This window comes from Streptomyces sp. NPDC054872, assembly GCF_053610705.1.
Window position 1 is genome coordinate 60,603 of record NZ_JBSGYY010000025.1, and the last position, 7,746, is coordinate 68,348.

The 7,746-nt window shown below is 70.9% G+C and carries 6 protein-coding genes and 1 tRNA gene; 4 read left to right on the forward strand and 3 right to left on the reverse strand.

Annotated features, from left to right (window positions below):
* Nucleotides 1-64 precede the first annotated feature (64 nt).
* The 3 genes from ACWGIH_RS27470 (at nt 65) to ACWGIH_RS27480 (ending at nt 3,287) form a co-directional block, all read left to right on the forward strand.
* The gene (locus ACWGIH_RS27470) at nt 65-1,582 is read left to right on the forward strand and encodes a long-chain-fatty-acid--CoA ligase (protein ID WP_453450450.1); all 1,518 of its coding nucleotides are present in this window, start codon (nt 65-67) and stop codon (nt 1,580-1,582) included.
* Nucleotides 1,583-1,681: 99 nt separating this feature from the next.
* Nucleotides 1,682-2,458 (forward strand): sulfite exporter TauE/SafE family protein, encoded by a 777-nt coding sequence (locus tag ACWGIH_RS27475; protein ID WP_453450451.1) that lies wholly within the window; start codon nt 1,682-1,684, stop codon nt 2,456-2,458.
* Between the two features lie 43 nt (nt 2,459-2,501).
* Nucleotides 2,502-3,287: a cobalt-precorrin-6A reductase gene (locus ACWGIH_RS27480; RefSeq protein WP_453450452.1), complete on the forward strand. Its 786-nt coding sequence runs from the start codon at nt 2,502-2,504 to the stop codon at nt 3,285-3,287.
* Between the two features lie 43 nt (nt 3,288-3,330).
* Here the strand turns inward: ACWGIH_RS27480 and ACWGIH_RS27485 are convergent, their stop codons facing one another.
* The 3 genes from ACWGIH_RS27485 to ACWGIH_RS27495 all read right to left on the reverse strand — a co-directional run bounded on the left by ACWGIH_RS27485 (nt 3,331) and on the right by ACWGIH_RS27495 (nt 7,106).
* Complete coding sequence (locus tag ACWGIH_RS27485) at nt 3,331-5,427, reverse strand: MDR family MFS transporter (protein WP_453450453.1); 2,097 nt, start codon at nt 5,425-5,427, stop codon at nt 3,331-3,333.
* A 173-nt stretch (nt 5,428-5,600) separates the two neighbouring features.
* Nucleotides 5,601-6,389 (reverse strand): precorrin-6A synthase (deacetylating), encoded by a 789-nt coding sequence (gene cobF, locus ACWGIH_RS27490; RefSeq protein WP_453450454.1) that lies wholly within the window; start codon nt 6,387-6,389, stop codon nt 5,601-5,603.
* Nucleotides 6,390-6,590: 201 nt separating this feature from the next.
* Nucleotides 6,591-7,106 carry a DUF309 domain-containing protein gene (locus tag ACWGIH_RS27495; protein ID WP_453450455.1) on the reverse strand — a complete coding sequence of 172 codons (516 nt, stop codon included), beginning with the start codon at nt 7,104-7,106 and terminating at the stop codon, nt 6,591-6,593.
* A 108-nt stretch (nt 7,107-7,214) separates the two neighbouring features.
* On the opposite strand from ACWGIH_RS27495, the gene ACWGIH_RS27500 reads away from it, so the two are divergent.
* Nucleotides 7,215-7,288: transfer RNA gene (locus ACWGIH_RS27500), tRNA-Pro, on the forward strand.
* The last annotated feature ends 458 nt before the right edge of the window (nt 7,289-7,746 follow it).

A 7,746-nucleotide genomic window follows, 5' to 3' on the forward strand; every position in this document is an offset into this window, starting at 1 on the left:
GCCTCCGCGTCACCCGTACCCCCGCGTCACCCTTCCCCCGCCGCATGGAAACGGAGCACCACCCATGGCCACGCTGTCCCTCGCCGCGATCCTCGCCGAGCCCGCCCGACGCCGGCCGGACCGCACCGCTCTCGTCGAGGGTGAACTGCGTTTCACCTTCGGCGAGTTGTGGGAGCAGGCCCGTACGCAGGCCGCGGCCCTCGTGGGGCTCGGGGTGCGGCCGGGGGACAGGGTCGCTCTGATGGCGCCCAACACCGCGGAGTTCCCCCGTGCCTACTACGCGATCCTCGCCGCGGGCGGCGTCGTCGTCCCCGTACACCTCCTGCTCTCCGCGGAGGAGGTCGAGCACGTCCTGCGGGACAGCGGCGCCACCCTGCTCCTTTGTCACCCGGCGCAGGCCGAGACGGGCAAGACCGCTGCCGCCGCCACCGGCGTACGCATGCTGACCCTGGGTGAGGGCGGCGAACTGGAGACCTTGGCGGGCGCGGCCGAGCCGCTCCCCAGTTACGTCACGCGGGACGCCGACGACCCCGCCGTCGTCTTCTACACCAGCGGCACCACGGGAGTCCCCAAGGGCGCCGTGCTCAGCCACTTCAACCTGGTGATGAACGCGACCGTCTGCGCCTTCGACGCCCATGACGTGCGCGACGACGACATCGCGCTCGGCGCGCTCCCGCTCTTCCACGCGTTCGGCCAGAGCGTCTCCATGAACGCGACCTGGCGCGCGGGCGCGACGCTCGTCCTGCTGCCGCGCTTCGACGCCGCGCGGGCGATCGAACTGATGGCGGCGGAGGGCGTCAACACCTTCCACGGCGTGCCGACGATGTACGTGAACCTCGTGGCCGCCGCTGCCGCCGCCCCCGAAATGCCCCCGCTGCGGCTCGCGGTCTCCGGCGGGGCCTCGCTGCCCGTGGCCGTGCTCGAACGCTTCGAGGAGGCCTTCGGGGTACCGGTCTACGAGGGGTACGGCCTCTCCGAGACCTCACCCACCGCCTCCGTGAACCAGCCCGTCTTCGGTACCAAGGCGGGCAGCATCGGCCACCCGCTGTGGGGCGTCGACGTGGAGATCGCCCGGGCCGACGTCGAGGGGCGGATCGAACTGCTGCCGACGGGCGAGCTGGGCGAGGTCGTGGTCCGTGGCCACAACGTCTTCTCCGGCTACCTGGGGCGCCCGGAGGCGACCGCCGAGGCCGTCGTCGACGGCTGGTTCCGCACCGGTGACCTCGGAACCAAGGACGCCGACGGGTTCCTGGCGATCGTCGACCGCAAGAAGGACGTCATCATCCGCGGCGGCTTCAACGTCTACCCGCGCGAGGTCGAAGAGGTGCTGATGCGCCACCCGGACGTCGCGCACGTCGCCGTGATCGGTCTGCCCGACGAGGTGCACGGCGAGGAGATCTGCGCCGTCGTCGTCGCGGCGCCGGGCGCGGCCCCTGACGCCGCGGGCATCACCGAGTGGTCCAAGGAGCACCTCGGCCGCCACAAGTACCCGCGCCGCGTCGAGTTCACCGGCGAACTGCCGCTCGGCCCCAGCATGAAGGTCCTCAAGCGGGAGCTGCGGGTGACCTACAGCGGGTCCTAGGCCGGGTTGGTACCTACAGCGGGCCCTTGGCCCGGTCGTCCCAGGATGTGGCCGTCGGGCACGGCACGCAGATAGTTGGGTCTAGCATTTGTTTTCGGCATGGACATATCTATCTGGGAATTCGCCGCGCTCGCCGCGGCCGCGGTGCTCGTGGGCTTCTCGAAGACCGCCGTCAGCGGAGCCAACACGGTCAGCCTCGCCGTCTTCGCGGCGGTCCTGCCGGCGCGCGAGTCGACCGGGGTCCTGCTGCCCATCCTCATCGCGGGCGACGTCCTGGCCGTCCTCACCTACCGCAGGCATGCCCATTGGCCCACCCTGTGGCGGCTGTTCCCCGCCGTCGCGGGCGGCGTGGTGGTGGGCACCGTCTTCCTGATGTGGGCCGACGACGCCGTGGTGCGTACGTCGATCGGGGCGATCCTGCTGATGATGGCGGCGGTCACGCTGTGGCGGCGCCGGACGCCCGCGGGGGAGTCGGAGGGGACCGTGAGGCGGGAACCGGACGAGAAGAAGCCCTCGCGCCGCTCCCGCCTCACGGCCCCCTCCTACGGCGTGCTCGGCGGCTTCACCACCATGGTCGCCAACGCGGGCGGCCCGGTCATGTCGATGTATCTGCTTTCCGCGGGCTTCCAGAAGCTCAGCTTCCTGGGGACGTCGGCGTGGTTCTTCCTCATCGTCAACACCTCCAAGGTGCCGTTCAGCGCGGGCCTCGGCCTCATCGACGCGCACTCGCTGCTGCTCGACGCGGCACTCGTGCTCTTCGTCATCCCGGGCGCCCTCATCGGCAAGGCCGCCGTGCACCGCATCAACCAGCGTCTCTTCGAGCAACTGGTGATCGGGGCCACGGTGCTCGGCGGCCTCCAACTGCTGCTGCGCTGAACCGCCCGAGTCCCGCCGCGCGGTGCCGCGTAGCCTCGGGGCCATGCATGTGCTCGTCCTCGGCGGAACCACCGAAGCCCGTCGCCTCGCCGCCGACCTCGCCGCTCGCCCCGGCGTCCGCGTGACCACCTCGCTCGCGGGGCGCGTCGCCCGCCCGGCCGCGCTCGAAGGTGACGTACGCATCGGGGGGTTCGGCGGCGTGGAGGGCCTGGCCGCCTGGCTGCGGGAGCAGGATGTGGACGCAGTCGTGGACGCTACCCATCCCTTCGCCGCCACCATCAGCGAGCACGCGGTCCTGGCCGCGGCGGTCACCGGTATCCCGTCCGTCATGCTGCGCAGGCCGGGCTGGCGCCCGGAGCCGGGGGACCGCTGGCACGACGCCGCCTCACTCGCCGACGCGGCCGCGCTGCTGCCCGCGCTCGGCCGCCGCGTCTTTTTGACCACGGGCCGCCTCGGCCTCGCTGCCTTCGCGGACTCACCCGCGGCGCCGTACCTGGCTCAACTCCACTTCCTCGTACGCTCCGTGGAACCGCCGGAGCTGCCGCTGCCCCGCCACGCCGAGGTGCTTCTCGACCGAGGGCCCTACACGGTCGAGGGCGAGACCGCGCTGCTGCGCGAGCACCGTATCGACGTCCTGGTGACCAAGGACAGCGGTGGCGCGGCCACCGCCGCCAAACTCACCGCCGCCCGCGCGCTGTCGGTGCCCGTGGTGATCGTCCGGCGTCCGCCGCCACCGGAGGGTGCGACGGTGCTGCCGGACGAGGAGAGCGTCCTGTCCCACCTGGGGCTCGGACCCGTGCCTGGCGTGGGCCCCGATACCGGCCCCTAGCCCAGTGTCGGCCCCAGCCCCGGCCGCCCGGGCCCGGCGTCGATCAGGCCCTGCCTGAAGAGACCGAAACCGGCTTCCTTTTCCTGGCCTCGGGTGCAAGACCGTGCTCCAGGTCCTCCACGAGCAGCCGTTTCGCGATCGCGTCGACCGCCTTGACGAGGTCCTGGTCGGCGGGACGACCGCTGTCCCTCTCCACCTGCTCGCCCAGCCACCCGGCCCACGCCTTGCCGATCACGTCGGCCTCGCGTTCCCCCGCGGGGGTGTGCGAGAAGAGCATGCCGGCGCGGGTGAGGAAGCCTTCCTCGACCATGCGGTCGAACACCGGCACCAGGACTTCGGGCGGCAGCTGCCGCCGGGCGGCGATCAGGCTCAGATTGGCGTGACCGACCATCCGGTCGAAGAGCGCGACCTGCATCACGGCCCACGCACCGGCGATGTCGAGCCGGGTGTCGGACTCGCGGATGACACGACGAGCGGTGTCCATGCCGGTGTTGCGGATGATGTTGCCCACCGCCAGTTCGAGCACCCGGTCCGGGCTGCCGCCCGAGGTCGGCGACGCGAAGCCCTCGCCCATGTCCGAGGAACTCATCCGCGCGCTGTCCCGCAGCTGCACCTGCTTGAGGAAGAGGGCCACCAGGAACCCGAGCAGCGCCACGGGCACCGTCCACAGGAACACGGTGTGCAACGTGTCGGCGTACGCCTTGATGATGGGCGCCGCCGCCTCCGGGGGAAGGCCGTGCAGCCCCGCCGGACTCTGCGCGGCCTTGGCCACCACGGCGGGATCGGCGGACCCGGCCTTCGCCGCCGCCGCGACACCGTCCTCCAGGTTCGGCTTCAGCGTGTTGGCGTAGATGGTGCCGAACACGGCGGTGCCGAAGGAACTGCCGAGCGTACGGAAGAAGGTGACCCCGGAGGTCGCCGTACCCAGATCCGAGTAGACGACGGTGTTCTGCACGGCGATCGTCAGGACCTGCATGCAGAGTCCGATGCCGGCGCCCAGGACGAACATGTACAGCGACTCGAGCCAGGTGCTCGTCTCGTTGTCCATCAGCGAGAGCAGATAGAGCCCGAGCGCCATGACCAGCGCACCCACGATGGGGAAAATGCGGTACTTTCCGGTCTTGCTCACCACGTTGCCGCTGAAGATGGACGCGATGAGCAGCCCGATCACCATGGGCAGTGTCCGCACACCCGAGATGGTCGCCGAGTCGCCGTCCACGTACTGCAGATAGGTCGGCAGGAAGGTCATCGCGCCCAGCATCGCGAAGCCGACGATGAAGCTGAGGATCGAGCAGACCGTGAAGACGGGGTTGGCGAAGAGCCGCATCGGCAGCATCGGTTCGGCGGCCCGCGTCTCGACCACGCAGAACAGCGCGAGCGCGACCGCGCCGCCCACGAACAACGCGATGATGGTGCCCGAACCCCACGCGTACTGATTGCCGCCCCAACTCGTCGCCAGGATCAGTGCGCTGGCGCCGATCGCGACGAACGCGATGCCGAGATAGTCGATGACGGGCCGCACCGCCGACTTCACGACGGGAATCGTGCGGGCCGCGGCGATGACCACGACGATCGCGATCGGCACGTTGACGTAGAAGGCCCAGCGCCAGGTCAGATGGTCGGTGAAGAGCCCGCCGAGCAATGGCCCGATGACGGTGGACACCCCGAAGACGGCACCGATCGCACCCTGGTACTTGCCGCGCTCGCGCAGCGGGATGACGTCGGCGATCAACGCCATCGACGTCACCATGAGACCGCCCGCGCCGATGCCCTGCAAGGCACGCCAGGCGATGAGCAGCGTCATGTTCGTCGACAGGCCGCACAGGAACGAGCCGGTGATGAAGATGATCGCCGAGACCTGAAAGACGATCTTCCGCCCGAACAGGTCGCCGAACTTGCCGACGAGCACGGTGGCCACGGTCTCGGCGAGCAGATACGACGTCACGACCCACGACATGTGCTCGGCGCCGCCCAGATCCGCCACGATCGTGGGCAGCGCGGTGCCCACGATGGTCTGGTCGAGCGCGGCGAGCAGCATCCCCAGCATGATCGTCACGAAGACGATGTTGCGGCGGCGCTTGTCGAGGACGGGCGGCCCCTGAGCGGGGGCCTCGGCGGCGGGCTCGGCGGTGGTCGTCACACCGCCACCCTCACACCGGGCACGGGCGTGTGCATGTGGGGCCGGTCCGGTCCGGTGACGAGGGGGTGGGGGCTGGTGCGGTCCGGTGACGACGGGGTGGTGCGGGCGCGCGCCCGATCGTCAGGCCCAGCCCAGCCCAGCCCAGCCCAGCCCAGCCAGGTTCGTCAGACCACTCAGTCCAGGTTGCGGCGCAGCAGATAGGTGTCCATGATCCAGCCCTTGCGCTCGCGCGCTTCGGCCCGGAGGGCCTCGATGCGCGGAGCGGCCTCGTCGAGCGGCCCGGAGACGAGGATCTCGTCGGCGGTCCCGATGTAGGCGCCCCAGTAGATGTACATGTCGCCGCCCTCCTCACCGTCCCGGCTCCGGTACTGCCGGAACGCCTGATGGGCGTCGAGCATGACCACGACATCATCGACACCGTCGGGAAAGCCGCCGTCCGCGAGCCGGCGCCCGGTGGTGATCTGAACGGGGCGCGCGACCCGGTTCAGACCCGTGCGGTGCCGGGCGGCGAGCGAGGAGACGCTGCTGATGCCCGGCACGACGTCGTACGAGAAGGTCAGCTCGCCCCGGTCGAGTACTTCCTCCAGAATCCCGAGCGTGCTGTCGTACAGCGCGGGGTCCCCCCACACCAGGAACGCGCCGCACTCGTCAGCCCCCAGCTCATCGGCGATCAGCCGCGCGTAGATGTCCGCCCGGCGGCTGCGCCAGTCCCCGACGGCGGGGGAGTAGTCCGCGCCACCGGCCTTCCGGTCGCGCGCGGGATCGCGCGCCTCGACCACGCGGTAGCCGCCGTCGGCGCGGTGCGCGTCAAGGAGGTCACGCCGCAGCTGGACGAGATCGTCCTTCTCCCCGCCCTTGTCGAGGATGAAGAACACGTCGGTGCTCTTCAGAGCCTTGACGCCCTGCAGCGTCAACTGGTCGGGGTCGCCAGCGCCGATACCGATGACATGAATCTTTCGCACGCCGAGAGTCTGCCGTATGGGGGTGGGGCGGCGGTGGGCGGGGCGCGTCAGGCAAGTCAGGTGCGGGCCGGTCCCGGCCCCCGGGAACTCCGCCAGGCGGGCCCGCCCCGGAGATGCCACTCGCACGCACTAGTCGTCGACCCGGCGGTGTCACTCGCTGTCGACTCCGCGGGTCACTCGTATGCGGCGCGGCCCGCGGTGTCACTTGCCGTCGGCCCCGCGCAGCCGCGGTGCGTGCTCGGCGGCGTCGACCGTCGACCCGTCCGCCTCCAGGAACTCCGCCAACTGCCGGGCCCACGACACAAGTCCGTCCACGTCGATCCCGTACGGCCGCTTGCCCCTCCTCCCCGCCTCGATCGCGCCCGCCCCCCGCAGCAGCAGCCGCGCCCCGCCCGTGAGGTTGCCGCGGGCCGAGTGGGTCAGCCCAACGGCCAGCTGGGCGAGCCCCTTCCACAGGTCACGCTCGTCGTCGGGCCCCGACTTCCAGGCGTCCTCGAAGACCTCGTGCGCGTGAAAGGGCCGCCCGGCGTCGAGCAACGCCTGTGCCTGAGTGACCGTCTCCTCGGGTGTGCGTGTGACCCCTTCAGGCTGCCGCTCCACGCCTTCCGTGCCGTACGGCAAAGGCCGCCCCAGACCGTCACGAGGCCGCGCGTTGCGGGCCCGCCCTTCGGTGTCACGGTCACGGCCACGGTCATCGGGTCGGGGTGCGGTGCTCATACGGCGATTGTCCCTCGCCAGGCGTCCGACAGGGGGCGCGGACCACCCCGGAACGTGAGGTAAAGTTCTGTCTGCGCGATCACGCAGAACACCGCGAGACACGCGCATCGGGACGTGGCGCAGCTTGGTAGCGCACTTGACTGGGGGTCAAGGGGTCGCAGGTTCAAATCCTGTCGTCCCGACGGAAACGTCGCAGGTAGGGGCCATCTTCGGATGGCCCCTACTTCGTGTTCGGGAGCAATTCTGGGAGCGCGAAGCCGCTCCCTGTGCTCCCAGGGAGCTCTCCCGTGCCCGGCCTGTTGCTCGAGGTGCAGGTCGGCGGGGGTCCCGGTTGGGAGTGAGTGCTCCGGTGGGTCCCCTTGTCACGGTGCAAGTGGCAGTTGGCGTCTGTAGGGCACCGTATGGAGACGCTCCGAGTGGGCGTGGCGTCGGTGGTGTAACGGCCGGTGGTGTGGGCCATGAAGAACCAGCGGCTGATGACCGACGGATCCCGGGCGCAGTGGCAGTGCACATGTGCCCGGCGTTGTTGCGTGACCGGGGGCGGGGGGGGGCCGTGGGCGGCCCCCCCCCCCCCGCGCCCCCAACGCGCCCGGGGGGGGGGGCCCCGCCGGCCACCCCGCCGGTGGCGCCGCACCCGCGC